The organism is Serratia inhibens (assembly GCF_003591175.1).
GTDB classification, from domain to species: Bacteria; Pseudomonadota; Gammaproteobacteria; order Enterobacterales; family Enterobacteriaceae; genus Serratia; species Serratia inhibens.
In genome coordinates, this window is sequence record NZ_QYYG01000025.1 from 1 (window position 1) to 620 (window position 620).

Consider the following 620-nt stretch of genomic DNA (forward strand, 5'->3'; position numbering starts at 1 on the left):
CCACTTTGTGATTCATGACTGGGGTGAAGTCGTAACAAGGTAACCGTAGGGGAACCTGCGGTTGGATCACCTCCTTACCTAATGATATTGATTCGAGTGGCGTGCTCACACAGATTGTCTGATGAAATGAAAGAGAGCATAAGGCTTAATCTTACCGGTTAAGTCTTAAAGCACCTTGTCGGGTCTGTAGCTCAGGTGGTTAGAGCGCACCCCTGATAAGGGTGAGGTCGGTGGTTCAAGTCCACTCAGACCCACCAATTCCCTCCTATCCTGCGTTGTCGACTCACATGTTTACGTCAGTAAACGTTGTAGGCCTTCGCTTTGACGAGAAGCGAATTGGCGAAGGTAGTAGACAGGGTGTAAAAAATGCTTTTCTGATATGGGGCTATAGCTCAGCTGGGAGAGCGCCTGCCTTGCACGCAGGAGGTCAGCGGTTCGATCCCGCTTAGCTCCACCATATCAAAAAATCTTAAAACTGATTCGCAAGAGTCACGTTTAAGATATTGCTCTTTAACAATCTGGAACAAGCTGAAAATTGAAACATGACAGCTGAAACTTATCCCTCCGTAGAAGTACTGGGATAAGGATTAACCTGTCATAGAGTCTCTCAAATGTAGCAA

2 tRNA genes and 1 rRNA gene are annotated in these 620 nt (G+C 46.5%); all 3 read left to right on the forward strand.

Annotation, left to right across the window (positions count from 1 at the left end):
- Positions 1–77: ribosomal RNA gene (locus D4100_RS25470) — 16S ribosomal RNA — on the forward strand; the annotation flags it as partial.
- A 103-nt stretch (positions 78–180) separates the two neighbouring features.
- Positions 181–257: transfer RNA gene (locus D4100_RS25475), tRNA-Ile, on the forward strand.
- Positions 258–381: 124 nt separating this feature from the next.
- A tRNA-Ala gene (locus D4100_RS25480) sits at positions 382–457 on the forward strand.
- Positions 458–620 lie beyond the last annotated feature (163 nt).